Origin of the sequence: Caballeronia novacaledonica (assembly GCF_900258035.1) — a bacterium.
Taxonomy (GTDB): Bacteria; Pseudomonadota; Gammaproteobacteria; order Burkholderiales; family Burkholderiaceae; genus Caballeronia; species Caballeronia novacaledonica.
The window spans coordinates 42332-61356 of sequence record NZ_OGTP01000005.1 but is presented as its reverse complement, the minus strand read 5'-3'; the positions used below and the strand labels follow the sequence as shown (position 1 = coordinate 61356).

The 19025-nt window shown below is 64.7% G+C and carries 12 protein-coding genes; 9 read left to right on the top strand and 3 right to left on the bottom strand.

Annotated features, from left to right (window positions below):
- The first annotated feature begins 48 nt into the window (after nt 1-48).
- The 3 genes from NOV72_RS09900 to NOV72_RS09890 all read left to right on the top strand — a co-directional run bounded on the left by NOV72_RS09900 (nt 49) and on the right by NOV72_RS09890 (nt 1583).
- Nucleotides 49-321 (top strand): DUF2866 domain-containing protein, encoded by a 273-nt coding sequence (locus tag NOV72_RS09900; RefSeq protein WP_106854423.1) that lies wholly within the window; start codon nt 49-51, stop codon nt 319-321.
- A 93-nt stretch (nt 322-414) separates the two neighbouring features.
- Entirely contained in the window at nt 415-852 is a 438-nt protein-coding gene (locus NOV72_RS09895; RefSeq protein ID WP_106854422.1) for an MbcA/ParS/Xre antitoxin family protein, read from the top strand.
- Nucleotides 852-1583, top strand: a complete 732-nt coding sequence (locus tag NOV72_RS09890; RefSeq protein WP_106854421.1) for an RES family NAD+ phosphorylase — start codon at nt 852-854, stop codon at nt 1581-1583. Before NOV72_RS09895 ends, NOV72_RS09890 begins: the two co-directional genes overlap by 1 nt.
- A gap of 21 nt (nt 1584-1604) precedes the next feature.
- Here NOV72_RS09890 and NOV72_RS09885 read toward each other — a convergent pair whose 3' ends face one another.
- Complete coding sequence (locus tag NOV72_RS09885; protein ID WP_106854420.1) at nt 1605-2924, bottom strand: DNA topoisomerase IB; 1320 nt, start codon at nt 2922-2924, stop codon at nt 1605-1607.
- Nucleotides 2925-2998: 74 nt separating this feature from the next.
- Entirely contained in the window at nt 2999-3736 is a 738-nt protein-coding gene (locus NOV72_RS09880; protein WP_106854419.1) for a metallophosphoesterase, read from the bottom strand.
- Nucleotides 3737-4010: 274 nt separating this feature from the next.
- On the opposite strand from NOV72_RS09880, the gene NOV72_RS09875 reads away from it, so the two are divergent.
- A complete protein-coding gene (locus tag NOV72_RS09875) occupies nt 4011-4667 on the top strand; it encodes a DUF1345 domain-containing protein (RefSeq protein WP_106854418.1) in 657 nt (218 codons plus the stop codon).
- A gap of 10 nt (nt 4668-4677) precedes the next feature.
- Here the strand turns inward: NOV72_RS09875 and NOV72_RS09870 are convergent, their stop codons facing one another.
- On the bottom strand, nt 4678-4917 hold the full coding sequence (locus NOV72_RS09870) for a hypothetical protein (RefSeq protein WP_146149972.1): 240 nt from the start codon (nt 4915-4917) through the stop codon (nt 4678-4680).
- A 42-nt stretch (nt 4918-4959) separates the two neighbouring features.
- On the opposite strand from NOV72_RS09870, the gene glgA reads away from it, so the two are divergent.
- The 5 genes from glgA to glgX all read left to right on the top strand — a co-directional run bounded on the left by glgA (nt 4960) and on the right by glgX (nt 18997).
- Nucleotides 4960-6618 carry a glycogen synthase GlgA gene (gene glgA / locus NOV72_RS09865; protein WP_106854601.1) on the top strand — a complete coding sequence of 553 codons (1659 nt, stop codon included), beginning with the start codon at nt 4960-4962 and terminating at the stop codon, nt 6616-6618.
- 362 nt (nt 6619-6980) lie between these two features.
- A complete protein-coding gene (locus NOV72_RS09860) occupies nt 6981-10382 on the top strand; it encodes a maltotransferase domain-containing protein (RefSeq protein WP_106854416.1) in 3402 nt (1133 codons plus the stop codon).
- Between the two features lie 79 nt (nt 10383-10461).
- Nucleotides 10462-13848, top strand: coding sequence for a maltose alpha-D-glucosyltransferase (gene treS / locus NOV72_RS09855; protein ID WP_106854415.1), 3387 nt, complete (start codon nt 10462-10464; stop codon nt 13846-13848).
- Nucleotides 13835-16060 (top strand): 1,4-alpha-glucan branching protein GlgB, encoded by a 2226-nt coding sequence (glgB, locus tag NOV72_RS09850; protein WP_106854414.1) that lies wholly within the window; start codon nt 13835-13837, stop codon nt 16058-16060. Before treS ends, glgB begins: the two co-directional genes overlap by 14 nt.
- Before the next feature lie 711 nt (nt 16061-16771).
- Entirely contained in the window at nt 16772-18997 is a 2226-nt protein-coding gene (glgX, locus tag NOV72_RS09840) for a glycogen debranching protein GlgX (RefSeq protein ID WP_106854412.1), read from the top strand.
- The last annotated feature ends 28 nt before the right edge of the window (nt 18998-19025 follow it).

Sequence of the window (19025 nt, the reverse complement as noted above, 5' to 3'; positions counted from 1 at the left end):
GCCGCCGTCCGCATCGGACGGCTGGGTCATCACCGTGAGGAATGTGTCATGCCAGCCAACACTGCCGCGCGCCGAAGCTCCGCCAATCTCGCGCCGACGATGCGAAAACAGTACGCGCTCACGCTGCGCGAATGCCGTCTCTCCTTGCCGGTCGAACCGCCGTGGGGACCGGCGTATCGCATGGTCGAATGGGTGCTGAAGAACGATCAGCGCGTGCAGCGCCGCGTGCTTCCCGCCGATTGCACGCCGTCGCAGATCGCCGATGCGCTCAAATCGCACGTGCCCGGCCGCCGCTACGGTCCGACCGACGATGACGGCTGATCCGGCGCTGCCAGCAAAAACAATCATGACGCGCTTGTATTAATCCAAATGTGGACTAATATGTGAAACAAGTTCCTTTGGAGACTTAACGATATGTCCAACGCCGCACGCGCCGAACTCGCGCCGGCCGGCCATCCGGCGCCGCGCCCGGCGCTGGATTCGGGCGATCTTTCCGCCGCCGGCCTGCGCGCGTTCTTCAACATCGCCCGCGACTGGAGGCTGTCGGCCGAAGAGCAGATCACCCTGCTCGGCTCGCCCGGCCGCTCCACGTTCTTCAAATGGAAGGCCGCGCCGCACTCCGCGCGGCTCGCGCGCGACACGCTGGAGCGCCTTTCGCTGATTCTCGGCATCTACAAGGCGCTGCAAATCCTTCTGCCCGACCCGAAAGCCGCCGATACCTGGATTCGCCGCCCCAACGCCGCGCCGCCCTTCGGCGGGCATCCGGCGCTCGATCGCCTGCTGGCGGGCAATATCAGCGATCTGGTCGCCGTGCGCCAGTATCTCGACGCAATGCGAGGCGGCTGGGCGTGATGGGGATTGCATTCAGCAAGGACACACCGAACTGGCGCGAGCAGTGGCCGCACAGCCTGATCGACTGGACGCCCGCGTATCGCGTGATTCCCACGCGTTTTCCGGCCGTCAACCTGTTCGATCGGGTGGCGTCGCCGCAGGATTTCGAAGCCCTCTACGCGCTCGAAGCGATGACCAACGACCGCCTGCGCACCGAAGTCGGCGAACTCGATCTCGTGCCGCCCGACGAACGCTGCTTCGGGCCGGGCTGCGGGCCGATCATGGCCGCGTTCACGCATCTGAACCCGAACGGCAGCCGCTTTTCCGACGGCAGCTACGGCGTCTTCTATTGCGGCCGGGAACGGCGGACCGCGATCGCGGAAACGCGCTATCACGCCGGCCTCTTTCTCGCGGCGACGAACGAAGCGCCGCTGCGCCAGCAGATGCGTCTCTACACGGTGCTGGCGCATGGCGAAGTCGTCGATTTGCGTGGCGACGCGATCGCTCGCGCGGGCCTCGATCCGCGCATTCTCGCGCCCGACGATTACGCACCCGGCAAGTCGCTCGGACACGCGGTGCGCGCGGCGAACGCGCCTGGGATCGTGTATCCGTCGGTGCGCGATCCGGAAGGCGAATGCCTCGCCGCCCTGCGCACGACAATGCTGCGCGATTGCCGCCACGCCGCCTATCTGGAATACAACTGGAACGGCGAGACGATCGACTCCGTATTCGAGCTGAATCAAGTCGGCTGAAAAGCAAACGTTTCACATGCTTCAGCGGATCGCGATTGCCGTTTCGGTGCGGGTACGCGCGAGCTTTTTCGACGCCGGTCGCGCCGCCTTCCTCGCCGGTTTCTTCGCGACGTGCTCCAGCGCCTGCGAAGCCGCGTTCTTGGCGCTCGACTTGAGCCCGCCGGCGCGCGCCTTGCGGCTCGATTCCGTGAGCAGCCGCGTCAGACGCGTGTCGCTTGGCGCCTCGCCCTTGCGATTCCTGCGCGCCGCCTCGCGTGTACGGCGTTTGGCGTCCTTTTCGAGGAAGATCGCGAGCGCGGCCTCGTCCGTCCTGAGGCCATGCCGGCGCGACGCGGACATCGTCTCGGCAAGCTCGCCCGCCTCGAATGCGTCGATCACCGCCGGATGCACGTAGCACTTGCGGCACACGGCGGGCGTGTTGCGCAGCAGTTGCGCGACTTCCTTGATCGTGCCGACGACATGCCTGCGCGCCTCCGTCACGGTCTCCCATTTCAACCGTCTGAGCGCCGCGAGCGCGAACACGCTGCCGGCCCACGTGCGATAGTCCTTCGCGGTGAAGTCCGCGCCCGTGATCTCGTGCAGATACTCGTTGATGTCGGACGAGGAAACGGTATGGCGCGTGCCGTCCGCATCGAGATACTGGAAAAGATCCTGCCCCGGCAAGTCCATGCAGCGCCTGACGATGCGCGCGACACGCGCGTCGCTCACCGCGACATCGTGCTCGATGCCGCTCTTGCCGCGAAACCTGAACCTGAGCGTCCCCGCCGACACCTTCAGATGACGCTTTCGCAAGGTCGTCAGTCCATACGAGCGATTCTCCCGCGCGTATTCCTCACTGCCGACGCGGATGAGCGTCGTGTCGAGCAAGCGCACGACGGTCGCGAGCACCTTGTTGCGCGGCATGCCGTCGAGCTTCAGATCGCGCGCCACGCGTGAACGCAGCTTCGGCAGCACCACGGAAAACGCGAGCATGCGCTCGTACTTGTTGGCGTCGCGGGTTTCGCGCCATTGCGCGTGATAGCGATATTGCTTGCGCCCACGCGCATCGCGCCCGGTCGCCTGGAGATGGCCGCGCGAATCGGGGCAGATCCAGACATCGATATAGGCGGGCGGAATGGCGAGCGCGTTGATGCGGCGAATCTCGGCTTCGTCGTCGATACGCTTGCCTTGTGTGTTGAAGAAGGCGAACGCGCCGTCGATCCACTCGCGCGTGTAGCCGCGCCGCGAGTCGTCCATGTAGCGCAGGCCCGGCGGCAGATCCTCGGGGCAACCTTGCACGCCGCCCGTCAAACCGTCGCTGGCTCCGCCGCCCGTCTCGTTGTTCCTTCCGATTCTCGCCACCGCGCGCCTCGCCTGATTGACCTTCGATTCATGGCGAAGCTTCGAGCAACGTGCGTGCCGGGTCGCGGGAGCGGTCAGGGCAGCGCGAGTTCGCGCGCGCCTTCGGAAGCGGCCCAGCGCTCCTTCACGGACCAGCGCTCCTCGGTGCCGGCCTGGACGATCGTCAGCCGGCCTTCCGGCGCGAACGCGCAGGTGTCGATGTAAATCTGCGAGCCGATCTGCTTCACCGTGCGCGTCGGCGTATGGCCGCAGTAAGTGGGCGAGAGACCGAGCTGTTGCTGCGGGTCCGCGTGACCGAGCGCGAGGCCGCGGCCCCACAGAATCTGGTTGCGCACGTCGTCGTGGAAATCGCCGGCGTCGAGTTCGGCGTCGTTGCCGAAGAATTCCGCGTGCAGCACGTTGAAGCGCCGCTCGCCCTCGCCGACGATGCGCACGAGCGGCAACGTCGAGAGCCGCGTCGCGAGCACGGCGAGTTCATCGTCGGGAATCGTGTCGGCCCACGAGCCGCCGATCGCATACCACGACTGACGGCGCATTTCGCCCGTCGCGACCGAGATCAGCGCTTCCTCGTGATTGCCGAGCACCGCATGGAACCACGGCTTGTCGATGAGATCGATGGCCGCGAGCGAATCCGTGCCGCGATCGACCAGATCGCCGACGGAGAACAGCCGGTCCCGTGCACCATCGAAGCCGATTTCGTGCAGAAGAAAGCGCAGCGCATCCATGCAGCCGTGCAGATCACCGACCACGAAATCGCGGCCGATGTCATTCGCGGGATGCCTGCAGACGATAGGACATGTAGGACCATTCATGCGCCAATCATAGCGCTGCTCAATGACGGAATGTGAGTGCTGCCTCGCTTTTGCAAGCAGTCCGCAAGCCGTATCCACACTCGTTACAGCGGCGTTACCGGCAGGCCGGATTCAAGCGTAAAAGCTGCCGCGCGGCGGCCCTCGGGACCGTAGTTATTGCCTCGTCGAACGAATGCGTTCCTCGATGATCGCGTCATGAACTCAGCTTCCTGAAAGGCGTGCGGGCAATAATCGCGTGAATCGGAACGCCTCGCTCTCATTGGACAAAAGAAAAATGAAGCCCTTTCTCCCGCCCGTTCTGCGTAACCGGCCGCGCGCCTTGGTCGGCCTGGCTGTTGGCTGCGTCGTGGCCGCTCTGGTTCCGGCGCACGTGCGGCCGACCGCCCGCGCGCTGATCGGCTGGGACGCGGCCGTGTGGCTCTATCTCGCGCTGATCTGGCTGCGGATGGCGACCGCGCGCCAGAGCGACGTGCAGACGCTCGCCGAACGCGAAGACGAAAACGCCGCGACCGTGCTGATCGTCGTGAGCATCGCGGCGATCGCGAGCATCGTCGCGATCGTCGTGGAACTGGCGACGGCGAAAAGCCTCGGCGCCCAGGCGCTGCCGCACTATCTGCTGACCGGCGCAACGATGCTCGGCGCGTGGTTCCTGATTCCCACGATGTTCACGCTGCACTACGCGCGGCATTACTACCAGTCGCCGGATAACGATCCCGCGCTCAAGTTTCCCGACCGTCATCTGAAGCCGGACTACTGGGACTTCCTCTACTTCTCCTTCACGATCGCGGTCGCGTCCCAGACCGCCGACGTCGCGCTCGCATCGACATCCGCGCGGCGCACCGCGCTCGGACAGGCGGTCATGTCGTTCTTCTTCAATCTCGCGGTGCTCGGGCTCTCGATCAACATCGCCGCGAGCATGGTCGGCGGCTGAAACGACGCTGTCACGCGCGCTCAATAAGCTCGTCGGATACGCCGTGTAAAAACGCGACGCGCGCCGCAGTCAGTTTTACACGCGGCACGCTCGTGCCGTTTCGCGCCTTGCCGGACGCGCGCGCCGGCGGTCTTGCCGTGTCATCGGCGCGCATGAAATGCGATACGCCGCACACACGCCCGAGCCCGTGGCACACCGATTGCTGCACTGCGCCAGCCATTTCAGACGAAACCCCGATCAGCGCTCGCATGCGCGGCTCGTCGCCCGCGCGTTGCTCTTTCAGGAGCCCACTTTGCCTTTGAACGTTCTGCTGGTCGCCTCCGAAGCCGTCCCGCTCGCCAAGACCGGCGGACTCGGCGACATGGTCAGCGCCTACGCTGCCGCGCTGCGCGAAGCCGGCGTCGATGCCACCATCCTGCTTCCCGCTTACCCGAATGCAGTTGCTCAGGCGCAAGGTCTGAGCAAGGTCGGCACGCTCACCGGCCTGCCCGGCGGCGATGCGGCGCTCCTGCGCGGCCGCATGCCCGAGACGGGCGTGCCGGTGCTGCTGCTGCGCTGCGACGCGCTCTATGCGCGCACCGGCCTCTATCAGGACGCGCAGGGCCGCGACTACCCCGACAACGCGATCCGCTTCGCGACGCTCTCGGCGGCCGCCGTCAGAATCGCCGAGGGCGTGCGCGGCGTGAAGAAGCCGGACATCGTTCATGCGCACGACTGGCATACGGGCCTCACGCCGCTGCTGATGAAACACGCGGGCGTGCACGCGAAAAGCGTATTCACGATCCACAATCTCGCATTCCAGGGCAACTACGCGCTCTCGCTTGGTGCGTCGCTCGGCGTGCCGGAGAAGTGGCTGGTTCATGCGCTCAGCGATCCGCGGAGCATCGAGTTCTACGGCGCGCTGAGTCTGATGAAAGCGGGCATCGTGCATGCGGACCGCGTGACGACCGTCTCCGAAACCTACGCGCGCGAGATCCTCACGCCGCGTTTCGGTCATCTGATGGAAGGCGTGCTGCAAAGCTGTGCCGACAAGCTGACGGGCGTCGTCAACGGCATCGACGAAGGTACGTGGAACCCCGCCGCCGATCCGCTGATCGAACGCAACTATTCGTTCGACGACATGCGCGGCAAGCACGCCTGCAAGCGCGCGCTGCAACGCAGGTTCGGTTTGCCCGTCGATCCGTTCGCGCCGCTCATGGCGATCGGCAGCCGCATGACCGGCCAGAAGCTCGCCGATGTCGTGCTCGAAGCGCTGCCGCGTTTGCTCGAAAAACATCCGCGCCTGCAACTCGCGGTGATCGGCAAGGGCGAGGCGTATATCGAGAAGGGTTTCAGGAAGCTCGCCCAGGAATGGCCGGATCGCGTGGGCGTGTATATCGGATATGACGAACGGCGCGCGCATGCCCTGCACGCGGGCGCGGATCTCCTGCTGCACGGCAGCCGCTTCGAGCCGTGCGGCCTGACGCAGATGTACGCGATGCGCTACGGCACGCTGCCGGTCGCGTCGCGCGTGGGCGGCCTCGCCGATACGATCGCCGATGCGGCGCAAAACGCCGCGCAAGGCGTGCGCGACGCGCTGCGTCCCGCGATTTATCTGCGCGACGGCACGCATGACACGCCTGTCGCGTCGATGCCCGCGGCGCGTACCTCGCACGCCCCCACGGGCTTTCTCTTCGATGGCGAACGCGCCGACGATGTCATCAACGCCGCGAGCCGCGCGCTCGACGCCTACATGCGTCCGCAAGTGTGGCGCGCGCTGCAGCGCAACGCGATGTCCTGCGATTTCGGATGGAACGAAGCCCTGACGAAGATGGTCGCACTGTACGTCGGCCTGAGCGACGCGCGTCCGAGCCGTTCGACGTTGCGCGCCCGCCGCGTGCCCGACGACATCATGCATACGCCCGCGCAGGCTCATGTGCAGGACGCGCATTCGCTTGCGCGCACCGCGTGAGCACGTGCGGCGCAGTTGTTCCATAGTAGTGCCTTGATGCAAAGCCGAACCGGGCACTCGCCGGGCGCGGCACGCAACGTGCTGCCGTGCCCCGTGCGTTGACCGAAGGGAACGCCCCAAAGGTAATCACTTGGGATCGTGGCGCCCACCGTGAGCGCGACCAGCGCTCGATGCACGGTGCATCGCGATACGCGGCCAGGCAGGCGTCGATTCACGCGGCGCCAGGTGTAATCTGAGTTCCGCCTGAGCTCCGCGCGATTCCGTATGCGCGGACCGGCTCTTCAGCAGTTTGGCCCGTGAGCGTGATCGCGATTGATGCCCGCATCCCCGCCACCGCAGGACGACTCTGGAAAAGACGAACGATGGAAAACCATCAAGCTCATCATGCGTACGCGCCGCGTATTTACTTCATCGATCCCCTGCTCGTCGGTCCGCTCGCGAACTGGCCCGACCAGTTCCGGCATGCGGCCGCGCTCGGCTTCGATCACGTCCTGATCGGCTCGCCGTTCGTGCCCGGCAGCAACGGGCATCGCGAGGCGGTCGCGGATCATCATCGGCTGCATGCCGTCTTCGAATCCGATGCGAGCGCATCCGATGGCCTGCGCCAGCTCGCCGACGCCGCGAAGAAGCACAAGCTCACGCTGCTCGTCGATGTCGTGATCGATCGCGTGAGCGCGGAAGGCGGGCTCTATCAGGACAACAAACACTGGTTCCAGCCGTTCGAGAGCGCCGATGCGCGGCTCGATCCGCGCAAGCCGCCGAGCCGGCGCGATGTCGCGTGGGCGAACTTCGCCGATGGCGAAGCCGCGCATCATCTGACCGAATGGTGGGCGCGCGAGTTGAACCTGCTCGCCGACGCGGGCGTCGGCGGCTTTCGCTTCGATTCGCCGCATGCGGTGCCCGCGCACGTGTGGCGCAGGCTCGGCGCGGCGGTGCGCGAGAAGCATCCCGAGACGCGCTGGCTCGCATGGACCGTCGGCGTCACGCGCCATGATCTGCATGGCCTCGCCGACGCCGCGTTCGATGCCGTGTTCGCATCGACGCGCTGGTGGGATTTCAAGAGCGCGTGGCTCTTCGATGAACACGCGGCGCTGTCGCGCATTGCATCGACGGTGACGTTTCCCGAAGAACCGTTCGGCGCGCGGCTCATCAGCGATCTCTCCGACACGAGCGACACCGCGCTCGTCGAACGTGCATACACGCGCGCCCTCGACACCGCCGCCGCGCTCGGCACGGGCATTCTCGTGCCGATGGGTTTCGAGTACGGCGTCGGCCTGCCGATGTCGCCGCAATACGGCATCGCGGCCGAATACGAACGTGCGAAGAACGAGAAGCGCATCGACCTCACGGCGCGCGTCAAACGCGCGAACGACTTGCAACGCAATGTCGGCACGCTGTCGAGCGTCGGCGAACTGCGGGCGCTGACGGGCGCGGGCACGCCGTACGCGGCGCTGATCCGCGCGGATGGCGGCGATCTGCGTCACAGCAACGACGCCGTGCTTGCCGTGATCAATCCCGACCTCGTCGCGCCGGTGCATGTCGATACGCTGCATCTGCTCGAATCGGTGCCGGGCAACTACACGCGCTTCGCGCTCATCGACGATGCCATGGGCAAGGCCGAACGCCTCGCGCCGTTCATGCTGAAGGCGGGCGAAGTGCGGCTCTTCCGCGCCGAGGCCGAGCCGTTCATCCTGCTCGCGCAGCCGCAAGTGAAGCGCGGCGCGAAGTCCGCCGACAAGAAGTCGGTCGCCGAGGCGGTCGCCGCGCCGCGCGTGTCGATCGAAAGCGTGACGCCTTCGGTCGATCACGGGCGCTTTCCGGCGAAGCGCATCGTCGGCGAGGCGCTGGAGATTCAGGCCGCGATCTTCGCGGAAGGCCACGACAAGATCGCCGCCGCCGTGCAATGGCGCGCCGCCGACGAAACCGGCTGGCACGAAGCGCCGATGCGCGCCGTGCAGCCCGCCGGCCTCGACCTGTGGTCCGCGCGCATTCCGCTCGAACGCGTGGGCCGTCACGAGTTCGTCGTGATGGCGTGGCGCGACGACTACGCGTCGCTCGTCGATCACATGCAGAAGAAACTGAAGGCCGGACAGACCGTCGAGCTCGAAGTCGCGGAAGCGAAGCATCTGTTCGCGCTGATTCTCGCCGAAGTGAAGACCGCCGACGACCCCGACGCCGACAGCAAGCCGCTCGAAAAGATCGTCAAGGAATTCACGAAGGGCGACGACGCGCGCAAGCTCGAACTCACGCTCGCGCCGGCCACCGCGAAGGCCATCGCGGCGGCGCGGCATCGGCCGTTCCTGTCGCGCGATCCGGTCGTGTATCGCGTCGATGCGGAACGCGCCGCCGCGCGCTTCGCGAGCTGGTACGAGATCTTCCCGCGCTCGATGAGCGACGACGTGAATCGTCACGGTACGTTCATCGACGTGATCGGCAAGTTGCCGCGCATCCGCGAGATGGGCTTCGACGTGCTCTATTTCCCGCCGATTCACCCGATCGGCGTCGCGAACCGCAAGGGCAAGAACAACACGCTGACCGCGCAACCGGGCGATGTCGGCAGCCCGTATGCGATCGGCGGCAAGGAAGGGGGCCACGACGCGCTGCATCCCGAGCTCGGCAATCTCGACGACTTCAAGCGCATGCTCGAAGCCGCGCACGAACATGGTCTCGAGATCGCGCTCGACTTCGCGGTGCAGTGCTCGCCCGATCATCCGTGGCTCAAGGAACATCCGACGTGGTTCGCCTGGCGTCCGGACGGCACGCTGCGTTATGCGGAGAATCCGCCGAAGAAGTATCAGGACATCGTGAATCCGGACTTCTATGCGCAGGACGCGAAGCCCGATTTATGGATCGGTTTGCGCGACGTCTTCCTGCACTGGATCGCGGCGGGCGTGCGCATCTTCCGCGTCGACAATCCGCATACGAAGCCGTTCCCGTTCTGGGAATGGGTGATCGGCGACGTGCGCGCGCGCCATCCCGACGTGATCTTCCTCTCCGAAGCGTTCACGCGGCCGCGCGTGATGAACCGTCTCGCCAAGCTCGGCTTCTCGCAGTCGTACACATACTTCACGTGGCGCGAGAGCAAGCGTGATTTCATCGACTATCTGCACGATCTCACGCAGACCGACGCGAAGGAATTCTTCCGCCCGAACTTCTTCGTGAACACGCCGGACATCAATCCGCGCTTTCTGCAAAGCTCGGGGCGTCCGGGCTTCGTGATTCGCGCGGCGCTGGCGGCGACGTTATCGGGCCTGTGGGGCGTGTATAGCGGCTTCGAACTCTGCGAGTCGGCCGCGCTGCCGAACAGCGAGGAGTATCTCGACTCCGAGAAGTACGAAATCAAGGCGTGGGACTGGAATCGTCCGGGCAACATCGTGACCGAGATCACCGCGCTCAATCGCATTCGCCGCGCGAATCCCGCGTTGCAGACGCATCTCGGCATCAACTTCCTGCCCGCGCATAACGATCACGTCCTGTTCTTCGAGAAAGCCAACGCTTCGCGGGACAACGTCGTGCTGGTCGCGATCAATCTCGATCCGTTCAACGAGCAAGGCGCGGATATCGACTTGCCGTGGCAGACGCTCGAACGCTGGGGCGTGCGCGAATGGGATGCGCTCGCGGTCGAGGATCAGGTGACCGGCGAGCGATTCGAATGGCGCGGACGGCGTCAGCACGTGCGGCTCAATCCGCATTCGCTGCCGTTCGCGATCTGGCGCATTTCGCCGACGTGGGGCCTGCCGAAGCCGCAGCCGGACGAGGAATGAACGCCTGAGCCAGCAAGCACACCCATAACAAGGGCCGCAGCCAGCCCATGCATATTGGAGCGAAACCGTGGATACAAGGGTGAAGCGCAACAAGAAAGCCTCGATTCTCAGCGACGATCCGCTCTGGTACAAGGACGCGATCATCTATCAGGTTCACATCAAGTCTTTCTTCGATGCGAACAACGACGGCATCGGCGATTTCCCCGGCCTGCTCGCGAAGCTCGACTACATCGCGGAGCTGGGCGTCGATGCGATCTGGCTGCTGCCGTTCTATCCGTCGCCGCGCCGCGACGACGGCTACGACATCGCCGATTACCGCAACGTGCATCCGGACTACGGCACGATCGCGGACGTGAAGCGCTTCATCCAGGAAGCGCACGCGCGCGGCATACGCGTGATCACCGAGCTCGTCATCAATCACACGTCGGATCAGCATCCGTGGTTTCAGCGCGCGCGGCATGCGAAGCCGGGATCGAATCATCGCAACTACTACGTGTGGTCCGATACGGACAAGAAGTATGAAGAGACGCGCATCATCTTCATCGACACGGAGCCGTCGAACTGGACGCACGATCCGGTCGCGGGCCAGTATTACTGGCATCGCTTCTATGCGCACCAGCCCGACCTGAACTTCGACAATCCCGCGGTCCTCAAGGAAGTGCTCTCCGTGATGCGCTTCTGGCTCGACATGGGCATCGACGGGCTGCGGCTGGATGCGGTGCCGTATCTCGTCGAACGCGAAGGCACGAACAACGAGAACCTGCCCGAGACGCACGAGATTCTGAAAAAGATTCGCGCGACCATCGACGCGGAATATCCGAATCGCATGCTCCTCGCGGAAGCGAATCAGTGGCCCGAAGACGTGAAGGAATATTTCGGCGATGAAGACGAATGCCACATGGCGTTCCACTTCCCGCTGATGCCGCGCATCTACATGTCGATCGCGAGCGAGGACCGCTTCCCGATCACCGACATCATGCGGCAGACGCCGGACCTCGCCGAGACGAATCAATGGGCGATTTTCCTGCGCAACCACGACGAACTCACGCTCGAAATGGTCACGGATTCAGAGCGCGATTATCTGTGGAACACGTACGCGAGCGATCGCCGCGCGCGCCTGAATCTCGGCATTCGCCGGCGTCTCGCGCCGCTCATGGAGCGCGATCGCCGGCGCATCGAACTGATCAACTCGCTGCTGCTGTCGATGCCCGGCACGCCGGTCATCTATTACGGCGACGAGCTCGGCATGGGCGACAACATCCACCTGGGCGACCGCGACGGCGTGCGCACGCCGATGCAATGGTCGTCCGACCGCAACGGCGGTTTTTCGCGCGCCGATCCCGAGCAGCTCGTGCTGCCGCCCGTGATGGGCTCGCTCTACGGCTATGACGCGGTGAACGTCGAATCGCAGAGCCGCGATCCGCATTCGCTCCTGAACTGGACGCGCAAAATGCTGGCCGTGCGCCGCGCGAAGCATGCGTTCGGGCGCGGCACGATCCGCTTTTTGCGGCCCGCGAACAGAAAGATTCTCGCGTATCTGCGCGAGCTCGAAGGCGAGCCGCCGATTCTATGCGTCGCGAATCTGTCGCGCGCGCCGCAGGCGGTGGAACTCGACCTCTCGGAGTTCGACGGTTCGGTGCCGCTCGAAATGACCGCCGATTCGCCGTTCCCGGCCATCGGCAAGCTCACGTATCTGCTGACCTTCCCGCCGTACGGCTTCCTGTGGTTCCAGCTTTGTCCGGGCAACATGCGGCCCGCGTGGGCGCAGGCGCCTTCGGAACAATTGCCCGAATTCGTGACGATGGTGATTCGCGCGGGCCAGACCGGGCCGACACCGGAGAACGTGCGCCTGCTCGAATCGGAAGTGCTGCCGAATTATTTGAGCAAGCGCCGCTGGTTCGCGTCGAAGGATCAGAAGCTGCATGGCGTGCGGCTCGCCGCGCTGACGACGATCGAAAACGCGGGTTTCGCGTTCACCGAGATCGAAGCCGATGTCGGCGATCATTGCGAGCGCTACGTGCTGCCGCTTTCCATCGCGTGGGGCACGGAGACGACATCGCCGCTCTACATGCAGCTCGCGCTGGCGCGCGTGCGCCGCAACCGCAACATCGGGCATCTGACCGATGCGTTCTCGGTGCCGCAATTCACCTATGGCGTGATGCGCAAGCTGAAGGAACGCGCGGTCGTGCCGACGGTGCAAAAGAGCGAGATCCGTTTCATCCCGACCGAACGCCTCGACGAACTCAACTACTATCCCGCCGATCTGCCCGAGATCCGCTGGCTCGCGGCCGAGCAGAGCAACAGCTCGCTCGTGATCGGCGACAAGGTCGTGTTGAAGCTCGTGCGGCGCGTGGTCGGCGGCATTCATCCCGAAGCGGAGATGAGCCGCTATCTGACGAAGCTCGGCTATGCGAACACCGGCCCGCTGTTCGGCGAAGTCGTGCGCGTCGATCCGCAGGGCGTGCCGCATACGCTCGTCATCCTGCAGGGCTTCATCGACAATCAGGGCGACGCCTGGAACTACGCGCTCGACTATCTGCGCCGCACCGTCGATGAACTCGCGGTCGCGGTGGAATCGGAAGAGCACACGCAGGAACGCGATGCGCAGGCGGAAGGTTTCGCGGGCTACGGCAACATCGCGGGCGTGATCGGCAAGCGGCTCGGCGAACTGCATGTCGCGCTCGCATCGCCGACCGAGGACGAAGCCTTCACGCCGCAACGCGCGACGGCCGAAGACGCGAAGGGCTGGATCGACGGCACGCTCAAGCTGCTCGAATCGGCGCTCGACATTCTCGCGCAGAAGATCGGCGACTTCGGCGAGCACGACCGTTTCCTCGCGCAGAGCCTGCTCGATCGCCGCACGCTGCTCGTCGATGCCGTGAAGAAGCTCGTCGCGCCCGGCGCCGATGCGCTGTGCATCCGCATCCACGGCGATTTCCATTTAGGCCAGGTGCTGATGGCGCAGGGCGACGCGTATCTGATCGACTTCGAAGGCGAGCCCGCGCGCGCGCTCGACGAACGCCGCAGGAAGACGAGCCCGTTGCGCGACGTCGCGGGGCTGATGCGTTCGCTGTCGTATGCGAGCGCGGCCGCGCAATCGACGACGGAAAACGCGCCCGCGCAGACGGCGGATCGCAAGCGCGCGCTGTTCGAGCGGTTCCGCGCCTTCGCCGAGGAGAGCTTCTTGCGGGAGTACATGGCGGCGATCGCATCGTCGCCTGAAACGATCGCGGCCGAAGACGTGTTCGAACCGTTGCTCGATCTCTTCCTGATCGAAAAGGCCGCTTACGAAATCCGCTACGAAGCAGCGAACCGGCCGACCTGGATCGGCCTTCCGTTGCGGGGTCTCGCGTCGCTCGCGAGCCGCTTGCTGCGAGACACGGGCGAGCCGCCCGCTCCGGGCACGCGACCCGTGTTCGGAGCAACCAAGGACAATCCGGATGGAACCCACCATGAACAATCGTAGCGATCCGGCGGATGCCAGGAATCCGGCGCACGGCCTCAATCCGCTCGACATCGACGCACTCGTCGAAGCGCGGCATCCCGACCCGTTCTCGATGCTCGGCCTGCACGAAACCGACCGGGGACATGTCGTGCGCGTGTTCCTGCCGGGCGCATCGTCGGTGAGCGTCATGGATGCGGGCAATGGCGAGCACATCGGCGCGCTCGCGCGCATCCACGAAGCGGGGCTTTACGCGGGCTTCGTCGAGCGGCCGGCGGCGTATCGCCTGCAAATCGACTGGCACGGCACGCCGCAAGAGACGCACGACACGTACGCGTTCGGCCCGGTGTTATCGGATGAATGGCTCGCGCGCCTCTCGCAAGCGGACCCGTACGCGGTGCTCGAATGCCTCGGCTCGCGGCCGGTCACGCACGGCAACGTCGCGGGCGTGCGCTTCGCGGTGTGGGCGCCGAATGCGCGGCGCGTGTCCGTGGTCGGCGATTTCAACACATGGGACGGACGCCGTCATCCGATGCGCCTGCGTCACGGCGCGGGCGTGTGGGAGCTTTTCATTCCGGGCATCGGCGCGGGCACGCGCTACAAGTACGAGATCGTCACGCGCGACGGCCACACGTTGCCGCTGAAGGCCGATCCTTGCGCGATGCAGAGCGAGAAGGCGCCCTCGACGGCATCGGTCGTCGCGGATGCGGATGCGATCGATCACTACGCATGGACCGATGCCGACTGGATGGCCACGCGCGGCGGCAAGCAGACGCCGCAATCGCCGATCGCGATTTACGAGGCGCACGCCGAATCGTGGCTGCGCGTGCCCGAGGAAGCCAATCGCGGCATGAACTGGCACGAGCTTGCCGAGCGCCTGATTCCCTACGCGAAGGGCATGGGCTTCACGCACCTCGAATTCATGCCGATCGCGGAGCATCCGTTCGGCGGCTCGTGGGGTTATCAGCCGCTCGGGCAGTTTGCGCCGTCCGCGCGCTTCGGCACGCCGGAGCAGTTCGCGGAGTTCGTGAACCGCGCGCACGAGGCGGGGCTCGGCGTCATCATCGACTGGGTGCCGGCGCACTTTCCGAACGACGCGCACGGTCTCGTGCAGTTCGACGGCACGCCGCTCTACGAACATGCGGACCCGCGCGAAGGCTATCACCAGGACTGGAACACGATGATCTACAACCTCGGCCGCAACGAGGTGAGCGCGTTCCTGATCGCATCGGGGCTGGCGTGGCTCAAGCGCTATCACGTCGATGGACTGCGTGTCGATGCGGTCGCGTCGATGCTGTATCGCGACTATTCGCGCAAGGCGGGCGAGTGGGTGCCGAACATCTACGGCGGGCGCGAGAATCTCGAATCGATTGCGTTCCTGAAGCGGCTGAATCATGAAGTGCGGCAGATTCCGGGCGCGATCACCGTGGCCGAGGAATCGACGGCATGGCCGGGCGTGACGGCGAATGTCGAGAGCGGCGGCCTCGGCTTCGACTTCAAGTGGAACATGGGCTGGATGCACGACACGCTGCATTACATGCAGGAAGATCCGGTGTATCGGCAGTATCACCATCATCTCTATACGTTCGGGATGGTGTATGCGTATTCCGAGCGCTTCGTCCTGCCCTTGTCGCACGATGAGGTCGTGCACGGCAAGGGATCGCTGATCAACAAGATGCCGGGCGACCGGTGGCAGAAGTTCGCCAGCCTGCGCGCGTATTTCGGCTTCATGTGGACGCATCCGGGCAAGAAGCTGTTGTTCATGGGCGGGGAATTCGGGCAGTTCGCGGAGTTCAATCACGATGAATCTCCGCACTGGCATTTGCTCGATGACTCGCTGCACGGCGGCTTGCAGAAGCTCGTGCGCGATCTGAATCATCTCTATACGAGCGAGCCTGCGTTGCACAAGCTGGACAGCGATGCGCGCGGGTTCGAGTGGATCGTCGGGGATGACAATGCGAACAGCGTGTATGCGTATCGGCGCATGGATGCGGAGGGGCGCGAAGTCGTCGTCGTGTGCAATATGACGCCGGTGCCGCGGCTGGCTTACCGGATTGGCTTGCCGCGGCGCGGGCGATGGAGCGAGGTGTTCAACTCCGATGCGTCCATTTACGGCGGGTCGAATACGGGGAATGGCGGGGTCATTCATACGGATGACTATCCTGGTCATGGGAGGGAGCAGTCAGCAGCGTTGACCTTGCCGCCGTTGGCGACGATTGTTTTGCGGGGGGATTGAAGGGGGTGTTTGTGTTCTTTGTCGCCGGATCCCGATTTGTTATTGGTCTATTAGCACTGCCCCTGTGCGGGGCGGCAGTCACTTTCTTTGCTGCTGCAAAGAAAGTAACCAAAGAAACAGCTTTCCCCAGCCTAAGCACTTCATGCCGGCCGCGGCACAGGCGATCGGCTGAATGGAACGGCTATAGCGAGTGCCCTCACAAAACTCGCGCGGCTTGGACCGCGCACGGTCTGACGAGCCATAACTTGCAGCGCGCTGGTTCAGCACGAAAAAGCATCGGCACAGCGCTGCGCGCTGCCGCCGGGTCTGCAAGGGAAACCGACGAAGTACGAATGCAGTGAGATGGAACCGTTAGCAAGAAAGCGCGCGCCGACCCGATGGACCGGTCGGCCGCGAAGCGGGCCGGAGCTATTGGTGCTGAACCAGTTTGTTATGCGGTGCGATGCGTCAGACCGTGCGCGAGCCAAGCCGTGTTCTGCTTGCGAGGGCACTCGCTACTCTGGGGGCCATTCAGCCAATCTCCTGTGCCGCGGCCGGCATGAAGCACTTTGGATGGAAAAGCTGCTTTCTTTGGTTACTTTCTTTGCAGCAGCAAAGAAAGTGACTGCCGCCCCGCACAGGGGCAACGCTTATAGACCACAAAAAACACGGGATCCGGCGAAAACAAAGCCCAAGAAATTCACTCAAGTCAAACCTCCGAGGATAGGCCCAATGCCAAATGCACTCCCCGACAAGTTGCTCCCGGGCGCCCCCTACCCGCTCGGAGCCAACTGGGACGGTCTGGGCGTCAACTTCGCGGTGTTTTCATCGAATGCGCATCGCATCGAAGTCTGTCTCTTCGACAGCACCGGCCGCAAGGAACTGATGCGCTTCGATCTCCCCGAGTGCACCGACGAAATCTGGCACGGCTATCTGCCCGGCGCGCATCCCGGCACCGTCTACGGTTTCCGCGCCCACGGCCCGTATCAGCCGCAGCAAGGGCATCGCTTCAATCCGCACAAGCTGCTGCTCGATCCCTACGCGAAAAAACTCGTCGGTCCGTGGCGCTGGTCCGACGCGCTCTTCGGTTATCGCGTGCATTCGAACCGGCTCGACATGTCGATGGATCGGCGCGACTCCGCGCCCGCCATGCCCAAGTGCATCGTCACCGACGACGCCTTCGACTGGTCGCGCGACGTGCGCCCCGACACGCCCTGGGGCGAAACCATCGTCTATGAAACGCACGTGCGCGGTGCATCGATGATGCGCAACGACATCCGCCAGCACGAGCGCGGCACGTTCGCGGCGCTCTCGTCGCCGTGGTTCGTCGAGCATTTGCAGAAGCTCGGCATCACCGCCGTCGAGTTTCTGCCGGTGCACGCGTTTCTGAACGACCGCTTTCTCGTCGAACGCAGCCTCAGGAACTACTGGGGCTACAACACCGCCGCGTTCTTCGCGCCGGAGCCTTCGTATCTCTCGACGCATCGGCTGAACGAAATGCGCATCGCCGTGCGCCAGTTGCACGCGGCGGGCATCGAAGTGTTTCTCGATGTCGTCTATAACCACACGTGCGAAGGCAACGAACTCGGACCCACGGTCTCGTGGCGCGGCCTCGACAACGCGAGCTACTACCGCCTGATTCCCGGCGACGAGCGCCACTACATCAACGAAACCGGCTGCGGCAACACGGTGAACCTGTCGCATCCGCGCGTGCTGCAGATGGTCATGGATTCGCTGCGCTACTGGTGCACCGCGTTCAACATCGACGGCTTCCGTTTCGATCTCGGCGTAACGCTCGGCCGCGAAGGGCACGGCTTCGATCCGGGCTCGGGTTTCTTCGACGCGGTCCGCCAGGATCCCGTCCTCTCCACGCGCAAGCTGATTTCCGAGCCGTGGGATATCGGGCCGGACGGCTATCAGGTGGGCAATCATCCGCCGGGCTTCGCGGAATGGAACGACAAGTATCGCGATGGCGTGCGACGTTTCTGGCGCGGCGATTCCGGCATGCGCCCCGATCTCGCCGCGCGCCTCACCGGTTCGGCGGAACTCTTCAATCGCCGCTTCAGGAAGCCGTGGGCGTCGGTGAACTTCGTCGCGTCACACGACGGCTTCACACTCGCCGATGTCACCGCCTATTCGCACAAGCACAACGACGCGAATCAGGAAGGCAACAACGACGGCCACAACGAAAACTGCAGCGCGAACTGGGGCGTCGAAGGCCCGACCGACGATCCCGCGATCCTCGAAGTGCGCGCGCGTCTCGCCCGCTCGATGGTCGCGACGACACTGCTCTCGCTCGGCACGCCGATGCTTCTCGCCGGCGACGAATTCGGCCGCACGCAGCAGGGCAACAACAACGCCTATTGCCAGGACAACGAGATTTCCTGGCTCGACTGGGACGCGGCGCAAAGCGCGCGGGGCGTCGAGATGACGGAGTTCGTCGCGCGCGTTATTGCACTGCGCAAAAAATACCCGGTGCTGCGCGAAACGCGCTTCCTTTACGGCGACCGCGAAGTGCTGCCGGGCCTTTACGATGTGAGTTGGTTCGACGAACGCGGCAACGCGCTCGCGATCGAAGCATGGCAGGACGCCGAAGGCCGCGCGCTCACGCTGCGGCGCGCAGGCCCGGGCGTCGACGGCGAAATCGACGTGCTGCTCATCATGTTCAACGCATCGTCGCAGGCGCTCACGTTCACGCCGCCCGCGCCTCACTTGGAATGGAACGTGCTCCTCGATAGCGCGGAGCCCGACTCGGTAACGCGGCCGCTCGTCGGCAGCGAAATGGAACTGGCCCCGCACAGTATCGTCGTGATGCTGGCGGAGCCGACCGGCGAGGCGGACTGGCAGGCGGTGTGGATGGCGGGCGCGCATCAGGGTCCGCGTCTTTTGACGGCGCTGCCGCCCGATCCCGGCACGGTGCCTTCGCATCGCGAACCCGAAATCGATTCGCCACACTGACAGACGCACTTCATCGCAGCAATACAGG

What these genes read in the sequence shown, in the direction of transcription:
- NOV72_RS09900 (WP_106854423.1), top strand. Translation starts at nt 49, where the DNA reads ATGCCAGCCAACACTGCCGCGCGCCGAAGCTCCGCCAATCTCGCGCCG.
- NOV72_RS09895 (WP_106854422.1), top strand. Translation starts at nt 415, where the DNA reads ATGTCCAACGCCGCACGCGCCGAACTCGCGCCGGCCGGCCATCCGGCG.
- NOV72_RS09890 (WP_106854421.1), top strand. Translation starts at nt 852, where the DNA reads ATGGGGATTGCATTCAGCAAGGACACACCGAACTGGCGCGAGCAGTGG.
- NOV72_RS09880 (WP_106854419.1), bottom strand. Translation starts at nt 3,736, where the DNA reads ATGAATGGTCCTACATGTCCTATCGTCTGCAGGCATCCCGCGAATGAC.
- NOV72_RS09875 (WP_106854418.1), top strand. Translation starts at nt 4,011, where the DNA reads ATGAAGCCCTTTCTCCCGCCCGTTCTGCGTAACCGGCCGCGCGCCTTG.
- NOV72_RS09870 (WP_146149972.1), bottom strand. Translation starts at nt 4,917, where the DNA reads ATGCGAGCGCTGATCGGGGTTTCGTCTGAAATGGCTGGCGCAGTGCAG.
- NOV72_RS09860 (WP_106854416.1), top strand. Translation starts at nt 6,981, where the DNA reads ATGGAAAACCATCAAGCTCATCATGCGTACGCGCCGCGTATTTACTTC.
- glgB (WP_106854414.1), top strand. Translation starts at nt 13,835, where the DNA reads ATGAACAATCGTAGCGATCCGGCGGATGCCAGGAATCCGGCGCACGGC.
- glgX (WP_106854412.1), top strand. Translation starts at nt 16,772, where the DNA reads ATGCCAAATGCACTCCCCGACAAGTTGCTCCCGGGCGCCCCCTACCCG.